The 18,383-nt window shown below is 62.6% G+C and carries 20 protein-coding genes; 8 read left to right on the top strand and 12 right to left on the bottom strand.

Features of this window, described 5'->3' with window-relative positions; genetic code table 11:
- Positions 1–76: 76 nt before the first annotated feature.
- Positions 77–1,117: a CapA family protein gene (locus tag NKH30_RS04605; RefSeq protein WP_352994410.1), complete on the top strand. Its 1,041-nt coding sequence runs from the start codon at positions 77–79 to the stop codon at positions 1,115–1,117.
- Between the two features lie 72 nt (positions 1,118–1,189).
- The gene (locus tag NKH30_RS04600) at positions 1,190–2,161 is read left to right on the top strand and encodes a DUF3137 domain-containing protein (RefSeq protein ID WP_352994407.1); all 972 of its coding nucleotides are present in this window, start codon (positions 1,190–1,192) and stop codon (positions 2,159–2,161) included.
- 15 nt (positions 2,162–2,176) lie between these two features.
- Here NKH30_RS04600 and NKH30_RS04595 read toward each other — a convergent pair whose 3' ends face one another.
- Entirely contained in the window at positions 2,177–2,671 is a 495-nt protein-coding gene (locus tag NKH30_RS04595) for a YegJ family protein (protein WP_352469768.1), read from the bottom strand.
- A 118-nt stretch (positions 2,672–2,789) separates the two neighbouring features.
- On the opposite strand from NKH30_RS04595, the gene NKH30_RS04590 reads away from it, so the two are divergent.
- On the top strand, positions 2,790–4,412 hold the full coding sequence (locus tag NKH30_RS04590) for an FAD-binding protein (RefSeq protein WP_352994404.1): 1,623 nt from the start codon (positions 2,790–2,792) through the stop codon (positions 4,410–4,412).
- An 8-nt stretch (positions 4,413–4,420) separates the two neighbouring features.
- On the opposite strand, the gene NKH30_RS04585 is transcribed toward NKH30_RS04590, so the two are convergent.
- The 3 genes from NKH30_RS04585 to NKH30_RS04575 form a co-directional block, all read right to left on the bottom strand.
- Entirely contained in the window at positions 4,421–4,936 is a 516-nt protein-coding gene (locus NKH30_RS04585; RefSeq protein ID WP_352994401.1) for a hypothetical protein, read from the bottom strand.
- 160 nt (positions 4,937–5,096) lie between these two features.
- Complete coding sequence (locus tag NKH30_RS04580; protein ID WP_352836587.1) at positions 5,097–6,227, bottom strand: hypothetical protein; 1,131 nt, start codon at positions 6,225–6,227, stop codon at positions 5,097–5,099.
- 6 nt (positions 6,228–6,233) lie between these two features.
- Positions 6,234–6,668, bottom strand: coding sequence for a DUF4383 domain-containing protein (locus NKH30_RS04575; protein ID WP_023719157.1), 435 nt, complete (start codon positions 6,666–6,668; stop codon positions 6,234–6,236).
- 737 nt (positions 6,669–7,405) lie between these two features.
- On the opposite strand from NKH30_RS04575, the gene NKH30_RS04570 reads away from it, so the two are divergent.
- Positions 7,406–8,344, top strand: a complete 939-nt coding sequence (locus NKH30_RS04570; protein ID WP_352683501.1) for a diacylglycerol/lipid kinase family protein — start codon at positions 7,406–7,408, stop codon at positions 8,342–8,344.
- Positions 8,345–8,436: 92 nt separating this feature from the next.
- Here the strand turns inward: NKH30_RS04570 and NKH30_RS04565 are convergent, their stop codons facing one another.
- The 6 genes from NKH30_RS04565 to NKH30_RS04540 form a co-directional block, all read right to left on the bottom strand.
- Positions 8,437–9,360, bottom strand: coding sequence for an NAD(P)-dependent oxidoreductase (locus NKH30_RS04565; RefSeq protein WP_352819934.1), 924 nt, complete (start codon positions 9,358–9,360; stop codon positions 8,437–8,439).
- Complete coding sequence (locus NKH30_RS04560; RefSeq protein ID WP_352816082.1) at positions 9,357–10,568, bottom strand: mandelate racemase/muconate lactonizing enzyme family protein; 1,212 nt, start codon at positions 10,566–10,568, stop codon at positions 9,357–9,359. Before NKH30_RS04560 ends, NKH30_RS04565 begins: the two co-directional genes overlap by 4 nt.
- Positions 10,565–12,181, bottom strand: coding sequence for a GMC family oxidoreductase (locus NKH30_RS04555; RefSeq protein ID WP_352994398.1), 1,617 nt, complete (start codon positions 12,179–12,181; stop codon positions 10,565–10,567). Before NKH30_RS04555 ends, NKH30_RS04560 begins: the two co-directional genes overlap by 4 nt.
- A gap of 147 nt (positions 12,182–12,328) precedes the next feature.
- A complete protein-coding gene (locus NKH30_RS04550) occupies positions 12,329–12,985 on the bottom strand; it encodes a hypothetical protein (RefSeq protein WP_352994395.1) in 657 nt (218 codons plus the stop codon).
- A complete protein-coding gene (locus NKH30_RS04545; RefSeq protein WP_352994392.1) occupies positions 12,966–13,538 on the bottom strand; it encodes a GNAT family N-acetyltransferase in 573 nt (190 codons plus the stop codon). The genes NKH30_RS04550 and NKH30_RS04545 overlap by 20 nt, the downstream gene beginning before the upstream one ends.
- Before the next feature lie 127 nt (positions 13,539–13,665).
- Positions 13,666–14,457, bottom strand: a complete 792-nt coding sequence (locus tag NKH30_RS04540) for an alpha/beta fold hydrolase (RefSeq protein WP_352994389.1) — start codon at positions 14,455–14,457, stop codon at positions 13,666–13,668.
- Between the two features lie 106 nt (positions 14,458–14,563).
- Here NKH30_RS04540 and NKH30_RS04535 point away from each other — a divergent pair, with 106 nt between their 5' ends.
- The 3 genes from NKH30_RS04535 to NKH30_RS04525 all read left to right on the top strand — a co-directional run bounded on the left by NKH30_RS04535 (position 14,564) and on the right by NKH30_RS04525 (position 16,747).
- On the top strand, positions 14,564–15,490 hold the full coding sequence (locus tag NKH30_RS04535; protein WP_352994387.1) for a LysR family transcriptional regulator: 927 nt from the start codon (positions 14,564–14,566) through the stop codon (positions 15,488–15,490).
- A 396-nt stretch (positions 15,491–15,886) separates the two neighbouring features.
- Positions 15,887–16,282: an acyl-CoA thioesterase gene (locus NKH30_RS04530; RefSeq protein WP_023678380.1), complete on the top strand. Its 396-nt coding sequence runs from the start codon at positions 15,887–15,889 to the stop codon at positions 16,280–16,282.
- Between the two features lie 144 nt (positions 16,283–16,426).
- The gene (locus tag NKH30_RS04525) at positions 16,427–16,747 is read left to right on the top strand and encodes a hypothetical protein (RefSeq protein WP_352541039.1); all 321 of its coding nucleotides are present in this window, start codon (positions 16,427–16,429) and stop codon (positions 16,745–16,747) included.
- A 50-nt stretch (positions 16,748–16,797) separates the two neighbouring features.
- Here NKH30_RS04525 and NKH30_RS04520 read toward each other — a convergent pair whose 3' ends face one another.
- The gene (locus tag NKH30_RS04520) at positions 16,798–17,166 is read right to left on the bottom strand and encodes a winged helix-turn-helix transcriptional regulator (RefSeq protein ID WP_023678378.1); all 369 of its coding nucleotides are present in this window, start codon (positions 17,164–17,166) and stop codon (positions 16,798–16,800) included.
- Positions 17,167–17,256: 90 nt separating this feature from the next.
- Between NKH30_RS04520 and NKH30_RS04515 the strand changes: the two genes are divergently transcribed.
- The gene (locus NKH30_RS04515; RefSeq protein ID WP_352469781.1) at positions 17,257–17,862 is read left to right on the top strand and encodes an NADPH-dependent FMN reductase; all 606 of its coding nucleotides are present in this window, start codon (positions 17,257–17,259) and stop codon (positions 17,860–17,862) included.
- A gap of 74 nt (positions 17,863–17,936) precedes the next feature.
- Here the strand turns inward: NKH30_RS04515 and NKH30_RS04510 are convergent, their stop codons facing one another.
- On the bottom strand, positions 17,937–18,329 hold the full coding sequence (locus NKH30_RS04510; RefSeq protein ID WP_352994385.1) for a winged helix-turn-helix transcriptional regulator: 393 nt from the start codon (positions 18,327–18,329) through the stop codon (positions 17,937–17,939).
- Between the last annotated feature and the right edge of the window lie 54 nt (positions 18,330–18,383).

The raw sequence follows: 18,383 nt of genomic DNA, 5'->3' as shown, positions 1-18,383 counted from the left end.
TGTGGTTCACCCACAACAGTCGACGCTTCAATCAATCCGGCGGACGGTCTACACAAGGCAAACGATTGGACGTCGCGTGTCGAACTATCCGCTTTCCTATAAACTGTCCTGGCTGCCACGCTTCCTCCGGCCTTCGCTCGACGGCGACGCGCGCGGCTTTGCGCCTGCGGCAGCGACTCTGATCGAGCCGCCGCCGGCACGGGTGGTGCGGTTGGCTTTCGTCGGCGATATCTCGGCGGTGGCCAATCGCAGCGCGCCAGACTGCGATCCGGCGATTGCGGCACTGCTTGCCTCGGCCGATCTGGTGGTCGGCAATTGCGAAAGCCCGGTGGTGGAGCGGCCGAGCGCTGTTTGGGGCACCAGGCTCGGCACGCACCACGCGATGAGCGAGCGGTTCCTTGCCGAGGCGCTGGCCGCCGCCGGCATTTCGCGTGAAAAACTGGTGCTGTCGCTGGCCAACAACCATGTGCTCGACCAGGGTATTGCCGGCTTCGACGAGACCGTCGCCGCGCTGGAGCAATTAGGCATCCGCACGATCGGCAGTGCGGCTCCGGTCGAGCGGTTTGCGGTTGGTTCGCTGACCATAGGCCTTGCCGCCTTTACCTTGTGGCGCAATACCGACGAGGCTCAGTTGGCGGGCCGAGTCTCGATGCAAACCGATCCGACGCAATGGCCGCACGCTGCCGTTTCGGGTGTCGACCTCCTCTGCGCGGTGCCGCATTGGGATTGGGAATTCCGGCATTTTCCACGTGCGAAGACGCGGGCAATGGCGCGACTTCTGGCCGAACATGGCGTCGGCCTGATCGCCGGGCATCATGCCCATGTCGTGCAGCCGATCGAGCGGATCGGCAAGACGCTCGTCGCCTATGGGCTCGGCGATTTCATCGGCACCGCCTTCGCGCGCCAGCCATGGCCCGGCCGCATCGGCGCCATTCTCGTCGTCGACATCAGCGACGATCCCGGCACGCGCGGGGCCATCGCCGCCTACCGGCTGCATGCCTTCATGCGGCTGCGCGCCGGCGATCACGAGCGGCTGATGCCGGTTGAAACGCTGGCGGGAAAATCCAGGCAAAGGGTTCTGGCCCGCCTCGATGCGATCTTCGGTGCCGGGCGCTGACAGCTGCGCTGACGCGGTCCACCAAACCGGCTATCATGCCCAACGCGGGCGGGCTTGTGGGGCGGGTGGGTGATGGAAACTGCGGATTTCATGCCGAGCAAAGCGGTGATCGCCGGCCTCAGGAAGGACATCGAGGCCTACGAGGCGCAAAGGGCTTCGGCCTATCGCCGGACGCGCTGGCGGGTGCCACTTTTCATCGGATCGGTGGTTGTCTTCGTGGCGCTGGTGGCCTGGCTCTTCAACGGGGTTGCCGACCCCAACGAGCAGTGGTTCTCGACCCCGCATGTGTTCCTCTATATCGGCGGGTTCCTGGCGGCGATCCTGCTCTATCTCCAGGCGATCAGGCCAGCGCGCAAATTGCAGCAGACGTTCCGCAACAGTTTGCTGCCGATCGTCTTCGGCTTCATCCAGGACGTGCGCTATCAGCATGGCGTAACGCCGAACTCCTTCGATCGGCTGCCGCGCGAGACGATTGGCGTGTTCAACCGTTCGTATTTCGAGGACGTCGTCTCCGGTCGGTATGAAGGCTTTGCGTTCGAGCTCTATGAGGTGACGCTGCTGGAGAGGAACGGCAAGACCACATCTCAGGCGTTCAAGGGCGTCATTATTGCGTTCGACACCATTGCGCCGTTCCCGGGAATCTTGGTGGCGGCGCGCCGTGCCAATATGGTGGTAGGTTTCTTCCGAGGCATGTTCGGCAGCAAGACGGAACAACTGTCATGCGGCGTACCCGAACTCGACGCCGCCTACGAATTCCACACCGACAACATCGAAGCGGCGCGGCCGCTGGTGACCGGCCGGCTGGCGCAGGCGCTCGAATGGCTTGGCGAAACATGGCCGAAGGAACCGGCACGCGTCGCGCTCAACGGCAGCGACGGCTTTCTGCTGCTTCCGCAGACGAAGAACTTCTTCGAACTGCCGGACATCTCTGTGCCGCTCGACTATGCCAAGCATGTTGCGCCGATGATCGCCGACATGGCCACGATCCTGGCGACCGCGGCACTGGTCCGCAAGATCGGCGTGAAGGATGTAGAAGCCGGTTGAACTAGAATTCAGCCGTCAGCAATCGAAGCCATAGTTCTGGCGATAATAGTCGGCGTCTTCCTTCGACATTTTTTTGAAGAGAACGCAGACAGTGAAACTTCCCACCCGGCGGCCGTTCTTCATGTAGCCCCAGTCGGAAATATCGTCCCGGCTGAATTCGATCTCCTGGCCTGCCACGACGTTGTGCACGGTCTGCGGCTCGTTGTCCAAGGTTCCTGCAAATCCGGCCGCCGTCCGGTGGAAGGGAAAGACCCAGAAATGTTCAGTGGCGTCCCCGTCCCTGACCACGACTTTCAATTGGAAGTCGGCCGTTCCGGATGGCGGTGCGTCGGCCAATACCAGGAAGTCGTCGAGACTGGCACGCGCCTGCTCGATAGCGGCCGCCATCTCCGGATCGTCGCCAGCTACGCTGACGACCTTGTCGTCGCCTTGACCAGGAGTCTGCGCGTCGGCTGATGCCGGAGCAAACGCAAGCAACAGGGCAAGCGCGATACGGGCTGCAAGCTTCATGATGCGACTGCTTTCGACATTTTCGCCAGGCAAACCGGATCATCGTTCGCCGAACGTCTGATTGGCAACTGGTTTTTGTCTCCATCAGGCGCTATTCCTGGGGCAGTGGGGTGGGGCTATGGTCGAAGAACGCAAGGGGTTTCGCCTGTCGCGGCGGCTGCTGCTGGGTACGACCGTGGTCGGCGGCGCGATGCTCTGGGGCGGCACGACCGTGGCGCGGCTGGCGCGCGGTCCGTCGGGGCAGAAGAATTCCGGGCGCATCGCCGACATTGACGGAATCGACCTGGCGCAGAAGCCGCTGGAGGGCCCGCCAGCCTACGATCCGGCGCTGCCATGGCTGACCAAGGGCGGCAACATCAACGATGCCAGCGGCCTGTCGATGACACCGGTCTACGGCGTTATCGAAGTCAGCAAGGAAGACCACATCGCGAGCGCGCTGGCCTTTGCCCGCGCCAATGGCCTGAAGGTCTCGGTCGCGGCGGTGCGCCATTCGATGGGCGGCCACGCCTTCGACGACAACGCGCTGGTCCTCGACATGCGTAAATTCAACAAGGTCAGTATCGACCCGGCTGCAAAGACGATGACCTTGCAGCCGGGCGCGCGCTGGCACGACATCCAGAACCTTTTGCACCCGCACTTCGCGGTGAAGGCGATGCAGTCGACCGACATCTTTTCGGTCGGCGGCTCGCTGTCGGTCAACGCGCATGGCATGGACCACCAGGCCGGCTCGGTCGCCGGTTCGATCCGATCGATGCGGGTGATGCTGGCGGACGGTTCGGTGACGACCTGCTCACCGGCCGAAAATACCGAGCTGTTCCGCCACGTCGTCGGCGGCTACGGCCTGTTCGGCGTGGTGCTGGAGGCGACACTCGACATCGTCGACAACGCCGTCTACCGGACCTCGCGCGAGATCATAAAATCGGACGATTTCCCGACGTTCTTCGCCGAGGTTCTGGAGCCAAACAGGGCGATCGGTCTGTTTTATGGGCATCTGTCGACTGCGCCGGGCAATTTCCTCGAGGATATGATCGTCTACCGCTATGACAAGGTCGCCGACCAGCCGCCGGCCGACCAGCCGGCAATCGGTGAACCGGGTTCGGTCGGGCTCAAGCGGGTGATCATCAACCTGGCGAAATGGGGCAGCCTGTTCCAGGAGCTGAAATGGTTCACCGAAAAGACGCTGGAGCCGCAATTCGAGAGCTGCACGGTGGCGCGGACGACGGCAATGGGCGAGGGCGAGGCCTGCCTGGTCACCCGCAACAACCCGATGCACGATTCAGTGCCCTATCTGTTCAACGATCTGCTCGACGAGACCGACATCCTGCACGAGTATTTCATCCCGCGGGCGGCCTATAACCCGTTCATCGCGGAAGCGCGCGAGATCCTGCGCAACCAGACCCTGCCGGTGCTCAACGCGTCGGTACGCATCGTCCACAAGGAGGATGTGGCGCTGAATTATGCGCCGGAGCCGGCCTATTCGCTGGTGCTCTACATCAATCAGCCGACAAACGCTGACGGCAATGCCAGGATGCGGGCGCTGACAAGGGCGCTGATCGACGTGACGATCAAGCATGGCGGGCGTTTCTTCCTGCCCTACCAGCTCCACTACACAGGCAAGGGGCTGCTTGCCTCCTATCCGGAACTGCCGTCCTTCCTGGCGAAGAAGCTGCAATACGATCCGGGCGAGCTGTTTTCGTCGATTTTTTATCGCGCCGTCAAGGCACTGATCGGCACGGCCTGAAGCGGCGGCTACAGACCGTCAGGCAGCTTCGCCGCCAGCCAGTTCGCCGAACGCCTGGCGAAGCCGATTGTTGCCGATGCGGCGCGGCCGAGATCGGTCTTGACCACGGCGTACCCGGCCTTCGTGCGGTAGACCACGGCGCGGCCGCCATCGACCGCCGCTTCGTAGGCGACCGGCCGGACGGCTTCTGTTTCCGTCGCGGTCACTTGCGTTCCGACCGCTGCACTGGGCCGATGGCTCAGTTCCGGTGGCAGCGGGTCTGTCGCGGCCGTACTGGCCGTCGTCAATTCAGGCTCGGAAGCGGTCGCAGCGAGCTGCGATGACGAAGACGAGTTCTGTATCCGGCAGATGCCGGAGACCAGCGGATAGTCGAAATTGCGCTCGTGCAGCATCTGGCTTTTCATCGCCGCTTCGCATTCGGCGATGGTCGACCATTTGGCGGGCGTCTCGCCGATATATTCGCAAAGCCTGGCGTCGCAATCGCAGCCGACGATGGTCATGGCGACAAGGGCGGTCTTGATCACGGTCGTGTCCCTCCGAGTTGCCTGGCACATGTGCGCAAGACAACGTGTCTACGGCATCATCAATCGTTGCGGAACAAGGCGGGATTTGGCCGCGATTGTGGAATGAGCGTGACGGAGCATCACGCAACGTCCTGCCGAGGCCGACTGTGACCGAAAGGCCTCAGTAATCGTAGACATGCTCGAGCCTGGCGCCCGCCGTCATCAGCGCCGGCAGCACGATGTGCAGCTTGCGCACGGCGACGGTCAGGCCGGTGCGGCGCGTCGAAGGTTGCGCCGGAAGCGGGTAGCTGAACAAGGTGCGTGCACCTTCGGGAACATTGATCTCGTCATTGGAAAGCATGGTGACCATGATCTCGTCATTGCCGCCGATCTCGACGAAGGAGACGCCCTTGCCGATCAGGCGCGGGATCATGTCGGTGAACACCTGATAGCGTCTGGTGACGAAGATCGCGCCGTCGGCGCCGAGATCGCGCTCCAGCAAGGTGTCGGGTTCGTTGCGCGTCACCTCGCCGACCGGACCCTTGGCCCAGACATGAATATCGAGCAAGGCGGGATCGGTGGTGGCGGCGAGCGCCGACTTGATCAGATCGGCATAGCCCTGCTTGATCGTGTCGGCGAGGCCGAAAGCGAGCTTGCGTTCGCTGGTGCGGACGGCGCTGTCGTCCGCTGCCGGCTGGACGGCAAACAGGCCGGCACGCTTTTCGGCATAGGGAAACTGGTACCACGGCACCTGGTCGAGAAAACCGGCATAATCGGCCGCCACCTTGGCCTGGTAGATGTCGACGGCGGTGCGCTTGCCGGCTGTCGCTTCGGTGACGCGGCCGATCGTATTTTCATAGGCCCACTGGATGGCGTGCTCGATCGTGTGGCTGGTGCCGATGACCACCAGCATCTGGTGGTTGTCGAGGTTGAACTTGTAGGTGGAGCTGGCGCGGATGACCATCGCATAGTCCTGCCAGAAGCGGCCGATATAGGAGAGATAGGGAAAACCGCTCGGCTGGTTCTTGTCGACGAAGCCGGCATATTCGCGGGCGGCGTAGACGATGGCCCATTCCGGATAGGTAAGAAAGGTCGATTCCTCCGGCCGCTGGTAGCCGGGGATCTCGGCACGGATCTTGTCGGCCAGCGCCTTTGGCGGGGCACCCTCGGCGACGCCCGGCAATGGCGTTGTGTCCAGCGACGGCGTCGTGAGAAAGCCGTAGGCCAGCCCGGCGATCGGGATCAACACGACAATGACGACGAGCCAGAGGATCGCCTTGATGATGCGCTTCAGCCAGCGGAACAGGAACATGGCCGGTCAGGCCGTGGCGAAATGGTCGTACACACGTTTCGACAGCCAGAACCCGACGTAGACGGCGAAGCCGCCGATGACGATGTGCGGCAGGTTGGCGAAGAAGCGGGCCGGGAATTCGATGTCGTTCAGGGAGCGGAAGCCGTTGATGAAGATGCCGCCATCGAGGCAGCCGGAACCGGTGACCAGGCCGAGCACGCCGTCGAACAGATAGACCGAGCCGAACAGCTTGAAATAGAACACCGCCTGGCGGTGCGAGATGAAGGCGGCGGCCAGCGCCCAGACGCCGGAGAAGGCGTGCAGCAAATCGTCGTACCATTGCAGCGAGAACAGGCCGAACAGATTGCCGCCGGCGTCGTTGAAAGCCGGCACATAGCCGATGGCAACAACGCCGAAGAACAGGAAAGCATAGGCAACAGCAAGCTTCTGGATGAGCGTCATGAAATGTCCCCCTGCCGTCAGCCCCTTTAAACGGCCCCCGACGACAAATGGATAGTAGCTGATTTTGGCGCAGCGTGAAGCGTCGCCGGCAAAATCGTCAGGCGGGGCCACAAAGACAGTCGGCGCCGGGATTTCTCCCAGCGCCTCCCTGTCAGATCAGGACACGGTCGCGGCAGCAACTCCCGAAAGATGTCGCGCCATGCCGGCCTTGATTTTGACGGTCCTGCCAGTCGCCACCCGAGGGCAGCGTCCGTTCCGGACCACGCCGGTCTCCACTCTTGCGAGCTTTGCCCAGCGCGCCATCGAAGGTTTTTGCCGTCCTTCATGGCAGCATCGGTCCGCCGTCGGCGTTCGCACGCTTTCCGCGGCCCCGTAGGTCTCGGCGTCCATCCCTCCAACAAGCAAGCCTGTTCTCGTTCAGGGCCGTACGGGCCTCAGGAAATCCGCCGTTCCGCTTTGCCTTTCGGCGTGGCGATCGGTAGCCGCCTGAGATGGGTTTTAACGTACGTCGGATAAGCGTTTGGCGGAACTGCCGCATGCCTGTGGATAGCGGGATTATCGGGGACTGACCCTGCCAAAATAGCGACTTTCCGATCTCTGCCGCCGCCGGTCAGGATTTGCCGCCTCGATGCCGAAGCCGCATTGTCGGGTAATCGACCCTTGCCCCGCAGGCCGGCGCGGGCTTCAATGCCGGCAAATGATTGGAAGGCGTGTTCGATGGCCTTGGGGAGGCAGGCTTGAAGGTCGCGGTGGTTCTCAATCCGATCGCCGGCGGCGGCAGGCTCAAGCGGCATTGGCCCGAGGTTGCGGCTTCGCTGAAAAGACATTTCGGTGATTTCGAGCTGCGTGAAACGCAGGCCGAGGGGGATGCCGAACGGCTGGCGCTCGACCTTGCCGCCATCGGCTTCGAGCTGGTGATCGCGGCCGGCGGCGACGGCACCGCCAGCGAAGTCGCCGACGGGCTGCTGAAGGCTTTCCGGGAAAGCGGCCGGACGGCCGAACTCGGGCTGCTGCCTTGCGGCACCGGCATCGACTTTGCCCGCGGGCTCGGCCTGTCGAACAATGTCGATCTGACGCTGAAGCGGATTGCCGAGGCCAAGCCGCGCAAGGTCGATGCCGGCTGCATCAGCTATGTCGACGACCATGGCGCACTGGCCAGCCGCCATTTCATCAACATCGCCAGCCTCGGGCTTTCCGGCGCTACCGACCGTGCCGTCAACGCCGACAGGCGCAAGGGCAAGGTTTCGGCCAAGGCACTGTTCTACTGGCGCACGGTCTGGGAATTCCTCCGCTATCGGTTCCAGGAGGTTGCGATCACCATCGACGACGGTGCCCCGGTTGAGGCGCGCATGGCATTGGTGGCGGTGGCCAACGGCAAATTCTTCGGCGGCGGCATGATGATCGCGCCCGACGCCGAGCTTAACGACGGCGAGTTCGACATCGTCATCCTGCGCGCCGCCGGCAAGCTGAAGCTGATCTGGGACATCCGCCTGCTCTATGGCGGGCGGCACCGCAACCATCCTGCGATCACCATCCTGCGCGGCAAGAAAGTGGTTGTCGAGCCGCTCGGCGATCTGCAAAAGAACGCCGCGCTGATCGACATAGACGGCGAATCGCCGGGTCGCATACCAGCGACTTTCGAGATCCTGCCCGGCGCATTGACGCTGAGATATTGAATCAAGCTGTTAAGTCTTTGATTCAGTTGACTGCGGCTCTGGTTCCGGCGATCTCTCCAATCGACTGAAATCGATTGATAATCCGGCCAATATCAACTTGCGAGTTTAGCCGGGAAACCGGGTGCGCGCAGGTCGGTGCCGACGGCATCCTCGAGCAGTTTCACGATCATCGTCGACCAGGCGCTGCCGCCATAGGCCTGCTTGCCTTGCCTGAAGATTGCGTCGACGCGCGAGGCAAGCTCGAGCGGAACGCCGAATTTTTCACCCATGCCGAGGGCGAAGCCGAGATCCTTCAACGCCAGGTCCATGGTGAAGCCGATGTCGTAGGAGCCGTTCAGCACCAGCTGGCTTTCGGTCTCATGGACGAAGCTGTTGCCGGAGGAGGCGACGATGGCGTGATAGGACTGGGCAAGGTCGAGCCCGCCCTTTTTGGCCAGCATCAGCGCTTCGCCGGCGGCGACCAGATGGATGAAGGCCAGCATGTTGGTGATGACCTTGATCACCGCCGCCGAGCCGACCGGACCCATCAGGAACGAGCGCGCGCACATCGCCTCGACGGCAGGGCGGTGGCGCGCATAAAGCGCTATGTCGCCGCCGACCAGCGCGGTGATCTGTCCGACGGCTGCCAGATGCACGCCGCCGGTGACCGGGCATTCGAGCGTCTCGACGCCTCTTGCCGAGGCGAGGGATGCAAGGCGCAAGATCTCGTCTTGGCCATTGGTCGACATCTCGATCCAACTGCCGCCTGCGGGCAGGCCTTCGAGCAATCCGCCGGGGCCGGCCAGCACCGCCTCGCTGACTTTTGGCGAGGGCAGGCAGGTGATGGCATTGCCGGCGCGGCCAGCGGCATCAGCCGGGCTGTTGGCGGCATCGGCACCAAGCATCACCAGCCGCTCGACGGCCGCCTGGTCGAGGTCGAATACGGTGACGGCAAAGCCGTTGTGGATCAGGTTGGCGGCGAACTGGCCGCCGAGATGGCCAAGACCGACGAAGGCATAGCTCTGACGCGCGCTCACGGCATCAACGGCGTCTGCAGCATCTGCAAATGCAGGTCCTTGCCGGTCCAGGGATGCGCCTCGCAGACGGCTTCGTCGAGTTCGACACCGAGGCCTGGCTCCTTCGACGGGATGACGTTGCCGTCCAGCCATTCGATCTTCTTCTTGAGCAGCTTCGCGTGAAAACCGTCCCACTGTTTCAGCGATTCCAGAATGAGGAAATTGGGCAGCGTCACCGCAAGCTGGATGTTGGCGGCGCCGACGATCGGTCCGCAGTAGCAGTGCGGCGCGACCTGGATGTGGTAGGCTTCGGCCATGGCGGCGATCTTTTTGGTTTCGAGAATGCCGCCGGAGCGGCCAAGGTCGGGCTGAAGAATGGTCGCCGCACGGTTCTCGATGACGCGGGCGAACTCAAATTTGGTTGTTAGCCGCTCGCCGGTGGCAATCGGGATCGAGGTCGCGCGGGCGACCTGCGCCATCACCTCGGGCATGTCGGGCGGCACCGGCTCCTCGAACCACAGCGGATCATAGGGCTCGATGGCGCGGGCGAGGCGCAGCGCGCCCGATGCGGTGAACTGGCCGTGCGTACCGAACAGGATGTCGGCCCTGGTGCCGACCGCCTCGCGGATCGCCTTAACCATGCGGGCGGAGAGGTCGATGTCGACGAGGCGCGGCTGGTGGCCGTCGAAGGCGGTGTAGGGGCCGGCTGGGTCAAGCTTGACCGCATTGAAACCCTGCTCGACATATTCGAGCGCGCAGGCGGCGGCCAGATCTGGGTCGTTGTAGACGTTCTTGCCGCGGGCGTCCTCCGAATGGACGCTGCCGCTGTGCGGGTAGAGGTAGGTATAGGAACGCAGCGTTTCGTGTACCTGGCCGCCAAGCAGCTTGTAGACCGGCTTGCCGGCCTCCTTGCCGATAATGTCCCAGCAGGCGATTTCCAGCGCCGAGAAACAGCCCATGCCCGACACGTCGGGCCTCTGGGTGAAGCCGGATGAATAGGCGCGGCGGAAGAAGGTCTCGATATCGTGCGGGTCGCGGCCGATCAGATAACGCTCGGCCATGTCCTCGACCATTTTCGCCGTGACATGGGCCGAGAAGGTGGCGTTGTAGGCCTCGCCATAGCCGACGACGCCGCCATCGGTGGTGAGCTTGACGAAGATGAAATACTTGCCGCCGATGCCGGGCGGCGGATTGCCGACCACCCAGGTCTTGACGTCGGTGATTTTCATTTCTGATCCTCCAGAACCAGTTCGGCGCCCTTCCATCCGGTCATGATCGCGGCGGCGTTGGTGTTGCCGGTTATGTTGTCGGGAAAGATCGAGGCATCGATGACGCGCAACGCCTGGATGCCGTGTACCTTGAGGCGCGGATCGACGACGGCGTGCGCCGCGTCCGGCCCCATGCGGCAGGTCGAGACCGGGTGATAGACGGTGCCCGAGCGCTTCCTGAAATCCTGAATGAGATCCGCGTCGGAGGTGATCGAGGGACCGGGCAAAACCTCTTCCTCGATGATCTCGGCCATCGCCGGCATCGAGGCGATCTTCCTGACGAATTTCACCGCCGCCAGCATTTCAGCGACGTCCGCCTCGGTCGAAAAGGCATTGGCGACGATTTTGGGATAATCGCGCGGATTGGCGGAACGGATCATGATTTCGCCGCGGCTCGACGGACGGCAATTGGACAGCCCGATGGAAAAGCCCGGCCGTGGATCGGGCGTCAGGATCGGGCGTTCGCCGCTCTTCGGAATGACGGTTGAAAACGCCTGGAAATAGAGCTGCATGTTGGGCCGTGCCGTGGCCGGATCGGTGCGAAAGAAGCCGCCGGCATTGTTCATCGACAGCGACAGCGGGCCTGAGCGCAAAAACACGTATTGCATGCCGACCAGCAGCTTGCCCCACCACGGGCGCAGGATCTGGTTGAGCGTCGGCAGCCTGCCCTTGAACGTGTAGTTGATGCCGACATGGTCCTGCAGGTTTGCCCCGACATTCTCGTTGGCGTGAACGACGGGAATGCCGAGCGCACCAAGAAGCGCCGACGGGCCGACACCGGAAAGCTGTAGCAATTGGGGCGAATTGACCGAGCCGCCCGACAGGATGATCTCGCGGCCGGCGCGGGCGGTTTTCGTCGCGCCATTCTGGAGATATTCGATGCCGACGGCGCGTTTGCCCTCGAACAGGATTTTTGTCGCCAGGGCGTTGATCTCGACGCGGACATTTTTGCGCTTCATCGCCGGGCGCAGGAAGGCGCGCGCCGCCGACATGCGGCGGCCGTTCCTGGTGGTGATCTGGTAGATGCCGACGCCTTCCTGCGAGGCGCCGTTGAAATCCGGGTTGAGCGGCAGGCCGGCCTGGTTGGCGGCGGCGAGATAGCGCTTGGTGAGCGGATGGACGGAGGTCGAGCAGTCGGTGACATGCAGCGGCCCGCCGACGCCGCGCCATTGGTCGGCGCCGGCCTGGTTATCCTCCAGCGCCTTGAAGGCGGGCAGCAGGTCATCGAAGCCCCAGCCGGGATTGCCGGCCGCTGCCCAAGCGTCGAAATCCTCGCGCGCGCCCCTGATCCAGACCATGGCGTTGATCGAGCTCGAGCCGCCGAGCAGCTTGCCGCGCGGCCAGTGGTCGGCATTGCCGGCGAGGCCGGGATCCGGCTCGGCCTTGTAGTTCCAGTTGACCGCCGGGTCGAAGAAGGTCTTGCCGTAGCCGAGCGGCATCTGCACGTAGAAGCGACGGTCGCTGCCGCCGGCCTCGAGCACCAGCACCGAGAAGCGGCCCGAGGCTGACAGTCTTTCGGCCAGGACCGAGCCGGCCGAACCGGAGCCAACGATGATGAAGTCATAGGTCTGCATGGTGGATGGGCCGGCTCCGGAATTCAGCTCTAGCCTAGACTTGAGCGCGGCGCGGCGTCGCCGGGTCTTCCGGCATCCGATGTGAAAAAAGCGACTGGCAACTTCGTTTGAATTTCGACTTTCAGCGCCAAGAAGATTGATGAAGACCTAACTTGCCCACGCATCGAGTTGATTGAGGACAGCAATGGCTGGATAGGATTTCCGGTTGGGATAAGCACGCCTGTAATAGGCATTCCAATAGCTTGTGGCCTTGCTGCGCATTGCACGCATTACGTCTCGGTTCTGTCGGACAAAACTGGCATAGGCTGAAGCGTCCAGATCAGGTACTGCGGCGTAGATGTCTTCGGCGATTTCGACGACATATTCGCCCAACAGCAGAACGACGAAGGCGATGCTCCAACTTTCGTTCAGCGACAGGATCACCTTGGCTGATTTCTGCCGCAAAAAGCCATCTGTCGATCGTGTCAGCAGGCAATGCGACGGAAATGAAAAGCCAAGGTGATGCTCTCGCACGCTTGGCAGAAAATGTAACCGATAAGGAATATAGATGACCGCTCCATCAGAAATGAGATGTCGGGACGTCGTTCGGTAAGTGTCGTCGACAAAGGGCGTCAGCTCCTCCTCTGCCATGGTGGTCAACATGCTGAATGGGAAAGCTGACTTCGCAGCGCCCGAGAACGGCTTGCGTCGTGTGAACCAATCCGCGTTGTGCCTCTGACCAAAAGTTGAAAACGATCCGGCTTCATTTCGAAGTGCCTGAGCTTCCTCGCAAGCGATCCAAGCATTACAGGCGATGATCGGCAATCTGCTTGAAATCATAGCGCATGATCGGGCGGGTCGGCGTTCTGCGAGCGACGACCCTGAACCCGGCGCGCGCGAAGGTGGAGGCATATCCGCTGCCGGAAGCACTCGGCGATACGTCGGCCTCGAAAGGATAGGCTTCGAGCGCAGGCACATTTGCGCGCCTTGCGATTTCCAGAGCCTCTCCAATCAGCTGGGATGTTACGCCTCGCCTGCGGTATCTTTTTCGCACGTAGAGGCAGGACAAAGACCAGACCGGCTTGTCATCCACGCGCTTGAGCTGCCACAGCCGATCGAGCCAGGGCAGGGCATCTCGCGGTGTCACCTGGCACCAGCCGACAGCTGTATCGCCGTCGAAAGCGAGCAAACCCGGAGGCGGACCATGCTGGACGGCCTGCCGGAACGCTGCCTTGTTTTCCTCGCCGGGTCGCTTTCGATAAGAACTGCCGATCCGTCCGTACATACACCAACAGCGACTGCAGACGGCGCTGTCACCGAACAGGTCCTCGAGCGCCGGCCACAGATCGGGCGTTAATGGGCGAAAGCCAAGTTCCATGTCAGCCGTCATCCGCTATTGATATTGCCCAGTCTAGCCTGCACTGCGCGCTAGCGCATCATAGGTTGCGGTCCATGCGGGGATGTTCAAACCGGGGTTTCACTCAGCATCCCTGTCGTGCTCCATCTCAGCGCAGAAAACCAACCACGGCCTCCATGAACTCGGTGGGGTACTCGACATTCGACAAGTGGACCGCGGGCAGGACAACCAGTTTCGCGCCGGGCACCGTCGCCGCGATCAACTCGCTATGGCTGGCGGCTGTCACAGTGTCGTGCCGGCCGGCGATCACCAACGTTGGCCTGGAAATCAGCGCTACGGTTCGGCGAAGGTCCGCATCGCGAACCGCCGCGAACAGACCAGCCAAGCCTTGCCGGTCGATGGCCAGCAGCATGGCGCGAAATTCTTCGATGACGGGCTCGTTGGCCGCCAGCATACGCGCAGGAAACCAGTTGCCCAGGAACATCTCGGCGGTTTCGGACATATCCGGCGCCTGCAGCACGGCGGCAATCCGCTCGTCAAACTGCTTTGCCGGTCCGAGGTAGGACGAGGTGTTGCTCAGGATCAAGCGCTCGATCCGCTCGGGCGCGTGGATGCCGAGCCACTGCCCGACGAAGCCGCCCAACGACAGACCGAGGAAGTGTACGCGTTCAATGCCCAGGGTGTCGAGCAACTCGATCACGTCGCGGCCAAGCCGGTCGAGCGAATAAGCGCCGGCCGGAACGCTCGACCCTCCGTGGCCGCGAAAATCATAGCGCAGAACACGGAAATGGTTCGACAGCTCGCCGACCTGCATGTCCCACATCCGCAGCGTCGTGGCGATGGAATTCGACAGCATCAGCACGGGCTTCCCGGCGTCGCCGTCGATGCGGTAGGCGATGCGTGTGCCATCGCCGACGGTCACGAAATCCAGCTCATTCATGGTGAATACACCTTCCTTCTTGGAGCGTTGAATGTGGCAAAGCCTAGCTGCGGCGCGCTTTTGAGGATATTACAAAGATAGGACTATCTCTGTAATAGAAGCTGACATGGCCGAATTCACTTTGCACGACCTGCAATGCTTCGATGCGGTGGTCCGCTGCGGCGGCTTTCAGCCTGCGGCGGCCATGCTGCATCGCTCGCACCCGGCTGTGTTCGCAGCCGTTGCAAAGCTGGAGCGGCAACTCGACCTCGTTCTCCTGGATCGCAGCGGCTATCGCGTGCGCCCCACCGAGGCAGGGCTGTCGTTCCATCGCAGGGCACAATTGCTGCTGCGCGAGCTCGAGGGCTTGCGGCTTCATGCTGCTCAGCTGTCAATGGGCGAAGAAAGCGAGATCCATGTGGTGATCGGCGACCTTTGCCCGCGTCCGCAGGCATTGGGCATGCTCGGACGGTTCTTCGCCCAGTGTCCGGGCACACGCCTGCATCTGCACTTCGAGGCGGTGGGCGGCCCGTGGGAGCGCCTCTTCGATGACGAAGCCGATTTGATCCTGCACTGGATCGACAAGACCGATCCGCGGGTGGAATGGATCGATCTGTGCAAGGTGCCCTTCGTCCCAGTAGTGGCGTCGGGCTTTCTACCGGAGCGGATCAAGCACCCCATCACGCCGGATCAGATGCACGCGTTCACCCAATGTGTCATGCGCGACACGGCCCGCCATTCACCGCAACAAGACTACTTCATGATCGAGGGTGCGCCGCAATGCATGGTGGCCGACCAGGGGATGAAGAAGGAAATCATCCTGCAGGGCCTCGCGTGGGGCCACATGCCCCGCTTCCTGATCGAGGATGAGCTGCGCGACGGACGCCTGCAATCCGTTGCCGGCCGTCATCTGCCAGGCCGCACCGAGGAGTTGGTGGTGGCGCGCCGCCGCGACCGGCCGCACGGGCCGATCTCGAACCGTCTGTGGGATCATATCGAGCAAGAGGCGCCGACGTTGCGTCGAGCGCTCGAACCCCGGCAACCTGTCCAGTAGGCGGCCAAGCCGGGGCTCAGCGAGGCCGTTCGGAGGGCCAACCACCTGCTGCTCTTCACTGACGTAATCCACGCCTCCGCGCTGCAATTTGCGCATCCGGAATGGGCAATCGCCTTCGACGTGGACCAGGAGGCCGCAAATCGCCACACGCAAGAAGGTGCTCGACATGGTGTCGGCGGATGGCCTGCTCGTCGCAGGCATGCACCTGCGCTTTCCAGGCAGGTCATGTTATCCGCGAGGGCAACGCCTATGCCTACGTCCCGCTCCGCACAGCATCTTTTCAACACTGTCGACCGATAGCCGAACTTCAGGCCGCGACCTGTCCAGTGGCGCGTTGACCTGTCCGTGCCATGACGATACGGGATCGGGCCAATCGGCTTCGAGAGGATTGGCCAAATGGTGCATTACGCGGACGGGCGGCCGATCGGCGATCTGACGCTCAGGACGCTGGCCATGCCTTCCGACGCCAATGCGGCAGGCGACATTTTTGGCGGCTGGGTGATGGCGCAGATGGATCTCGCCTGCGGCATCCGCGCCGCCGAGCGCGCCAAGGGCCGCGTGGTGACGGCGGCGGTGAAGGAAATGTCCTTCGCCAAGCCGATGAAGATCGGCGACACGCTGTGCATCTATACGCATGTCGAACGCGTCGGCCGCACCTCGATGACGCTCAAGGTCGAGGCCTGGGCGCAGCGCTATCTCTCCGACCTGATGGAGAAGGTCACCCATGCCGACTTCGTCATGGTGGCGCTGGACGGCGAAGGCAAGCCGAAGGCGGTTCCGGCCGAAGGCTGACCCGGCCTGATTCCAGAAGACGGATTTAAACAGCCGTCTCTCCCGCGCGGGGGATGCGGACAGCGATCCCGCGTGGTCTTTGGCTAACGGGTTTCCCGCATGCGCGCCTGCAGCGCGACCGACGGGATATTGGGAGGAAAGACAATGCGTCAACACATGCTGAACGCTGCCCTGGCGGGTGCCTTTGCAGCCTTGCTCTGCCTGTCGTCCGCAAGCGCTTTTGCCGAGGTCAAAAAAGGCGATCCAGGTGCCACCTGCACGTCGGAAAACCGCACCATCAACGGGCAAGCGGCCAAGTGCGAGATCTGCTCGGCGACGAAATGCGACACCAGCGGCACGACGGTGAGCAATTGCCGCAAGGAGACGACCACGACCTGCACGATTGGCGGCAGGGTGGTCAGTCCCAACCCGAAATGGAACCGGATCGAGAAGCTGCCGAAGACCAAGATGCAGTTACAGCAGTAGCGCTCATCCGGAGGCTCCCGGGCAGGTTCAAACCTTTGCAGCACAAGGGTTCAGCTGTGCATGGCGTCGAACTTCTCGCGCGCCGCCTTGACGCGCTCGGTGTTCTTGCGTGCCCATTCGCCGAGCGCATCGACCGGCACCAGCAGTTCGTAGCCAAGATCGGTCAATTCGTAGTCGACCCGCGGCGGGATGGTCGGGAACACGGTGCGTGTAACGAAGCCGTCGCGCTCGAGCCCGCGCAAGGTCGTGGTCAGCATCTTTTGCGAAATCCCGCCGACCGCGCTGCGCAACTCGTTGAAACGCAGCGGCCCGTTGCCAAGCTTGCCGACCACGAGCACCGTCCATTTGTCGCCGACGCGCTGCAGGATTTCCGAGATGGCGCGGCAGTCCTCGGTGCGGTGCGGGTGCCTTGGTAACAAAAAAGTGCCTCCTTGCACATTGAGCGGCCAGTTACTCATATAGCTCAGGTATCTAAACGATACCAGTATTCCTGTAAGGAGAGCCCCTCTATGTCAAAACCCAAAATTGCCATCGTCATTGGTTCGACCCGCGCCGCGCGCTTTGCCGACGTCCCGGCCGAATGGATTGCCAAGATCGCCAAGTCGCACGCCGACATCGACGTCGAAGTCGTCGACCTGCGCGATTTCCCGCTGCCGTTCTTCGATGAGGTCGCATCCTCCGCCTGGGCGCCGTCGCAGAACGAAGTGGCGCAGCGCTGGCAAAAGAAGGTCGCCGGATTCGACGGCTTCATCTTCACCGCCGCCGAATACAATCATGGCCCGACGGCCGTGCTGAAGAACGCCATCGACTACGCCGCCAACGAGTGGAACAAGAAGCCGGCCGGCTTCGTCGGCTATGGCAGCGTCGGTGGCGCGCGCGCGGTCGAGCAGCTGAGGCTGCATGCGGTCGAGTTGCAGATGGCGCCGGTGAAGTCCGCCGTACACATCTCCTGGGCCGATTTCCTTGCGGTCAAGCAAGGCGACAAGAAGCTCGATGAGTTCGAGCACCTCAACCAGGCGGCAACCGCGCTGGTCAACGACATTGCATGGTGGGCCAGGGTGCTGAAGACGGCGCGTCAGGCCGATGCCGTCGCCGAGGAAGTCAAGGCGGCCTGAGCACAGGTTCGAACAGTCCTCCCAAGGATTAATTCTCCCAAGCATTGGGGCGGCGCATGCGCCGCCCCTTTTGTTTACACGGCATGGGCGTCCTGCGCTTGCCGTGGTCTGATGATGCAATCGGCAAGGCGGTCCATCTCATTCAGCTCGTCGGCGTGATGCTGGCCCCACTGGCAAAGTGCCAGCAGGATCGGTTCGAGGCTGAGGCCGAGCCGCGTCGCCGAATATTCGACGCGCGAAGGTATCTCGGCAAAGATCTCGCGGCGGACGAGGCCGTGCTCTTCCATTTCGCGAAGCTGCTGGATCAGCACTTTCTGGGTGATATCGGGCATCAGCGCCTGCAGCGCCGACAGCCGCCGGGGCGCGTCGAAGAGATGGTACAGGATGATCGCCTTCCAGCGCCCCGAAATCACTTTCAGCGCGCGCTCCGCCGGCAGCATCGGCAGTCTCTTGATCGGCTTGGCCATGGTCACCTCCCGGTCAGCAGCGGACAAATTGGTGTGTAGTCGAAGCCAGGCAGA

The sequence above is a fragment of the Mesorhizobium sp. M1273 genome (assembly GCF_040318195.1).
GTDB lineage: Bacteria > Pseudomonadota > Alphaproteobacteria > Rhizobiales > Rhizobiaceae > Mesorhizobium.
The sequence above is the reverse complement of the archived record's forward strand: the minus strand, read 5'-3'. Positions and strand labels throughout refer to the sequence as shown.

What these genes read in the sequence shown, in the direction of transcription:
- NKH30_RS04545 (WP_352994392.1), bottom strand. Translation starts at nt 13,538, where the DNA reads ATGGAACTTGGCTTTCGCCCATTAACGCCCGATCTGTGGCCGGCGCTC.
- NKH30_RS04600 (WP_352994407.1), top strand. Translation starts at nt 1,190, where the DNA reads ATGGAAACTGCGGATTTCATGCCGAGCAAAGCGGTGATCGCCGGCCTC.
- NKH30_RS04540 (WP_352994389.1), bottom strand. Translation starts at nt 14,457, where the DNA reads ATGAATGAGCTGGATTTCGTGACCGTCGGCGATGGCACACGCATCGCC.
- NKH30_RS04595 (WP_352469768.1), bottom strand. Translation starts at nt 2,671, where the DNA reads ATGAAGCTTGCAGCCCGTATCGCGCTTGCCCTGTTGCTTGCGTTTGCT.
- NKH30_RS04530 (WP_023678380.1), top strand. Translation starts at nt 15,887, where the DNA reads ATGGTGCATTACGCGGACGGGCGGCCGATCGGCGATCTGACGCTCAGG.
- NKH30_RS04575 (WP_023719157.1), bottom strand. Translation starts at nt 6,668, where the DNA reads ATGACGCTCATCCAGAAGCTTGCTGTTGCCTATGCTTTCCTGTTCTTC.
- NKH30_RS04555 (WP_352994398.1), bottom strand. Translation starts at nt 12,181, where the DNA reads ATGCAGACCTATGACTTCATCATCGTTGGCTCCGGTTCGGCCGGCTCG.
- NKH30_RS04535 (WP_352994387.1), top strand. Translation starts at nt 14,564, where the DNA reads ATGGCCGAATTCACTTTGCACGACCTGCAATGCTTCGATGCGGTGGTC.
- NKH30_RS04580 (WP_352836587.1), bottom strand. Translation starts at nt 6,227, where the DNA reads ATGTTCCTGTTCCGCTGGCTGAAGCGCATCATCAAGGCGATCCTCTGG.
- NKH30_RS04590 (WP_352994404.1), top strand. Translation starts at nt 2,790, where the DNA reads ATGGTCGAAGAACGCAAGGGGTTTCGCCTGTCGCGGCGGCTGCTGCTG.
- NKH30_RS04515 (WP_352469781.1), top strand. Translation starts at nt 17,257, where the DNA reads ATGTCAAAACCCAAAATTGCCATCGTCATTGGTTCGACCCGCGCCGCG.
- NKH30_RS04510 (WP_352994385.1), bottom strand. Translation starts at nt 18,329, where the DNA reads ATGGCCAAGCCGATCAAGAGACTGCCGATGCTGCCGGCGGAGCGCGCG.
- NKH30_RS04560 (WP_352816082.1), bottom strand. Translation starts at nt 10,568, where the DNA reads ATGAAAATCACCGACGTCAAGACCTGGGTGGTCGGCAATCCGCCGCCC.
- NKH30_RS04525 (WP_352541039.1), top strand. Translation starts at nt 16,427, where the DNA reads ATGCGTCAACACATGCTGAACGCTGCCCTGGCGGGTGCCTTTGCAGCC.